Raw genomic sequence first — 332 nt, forward strand, 5'->3', positions numbered from 1 at the left:
GCTCGCGACCGCAGGCCGCGCTCAGCATCGCGATGCCAGTCACCAGCACCACCACCAGTTTCGCGTGCGCCGATACCTTGTTCTTCCAGGCTAACCGCCCGCGCCGCCCGTTCGGCACTACCGCACGCGTGTTCACAACACTCTCCTCGCTCGCGCGTCGCCCGGCACGGGCACCTCCGCGACCCCGCCCGCGGAATTCGCGTCCGCGCCGGGTGCCGAACGGATCATCTGCCCGTCACCGGCGTAGATGCCGACCTGCGCGGGACCACGCGGACCGAAGTCGCTGAATACCAGGTCACCCGGCTGAATCCCGCTCAACGACACCTCGACGC

1 protein-coding gene is annotated in these 332 nt (G+C 69.3%); it reads right to left on the minus strand.

From position 1 onward, the window contains the following. Window positions 1-132: 132 nt before the first annotated feature. The coding region (locus tag GV790_RS29405) for an NlpC/P60 family protein (protein WP_175586041.1) at window positions 133-332 on the minus strand (200 nt) is incomplete at its 5' end.

The sequence above is a fragment of the Nocardia cyriacigeorgica genome (assembly GCF_010858045.1).
Taxonomy (GTDB): Bacteria; Actinomycetota; Actinomycetes; order Mycobacteriales; family Mycobacteriaceae; genus Nocardia; species Nocardia cyriacigeorgica_E.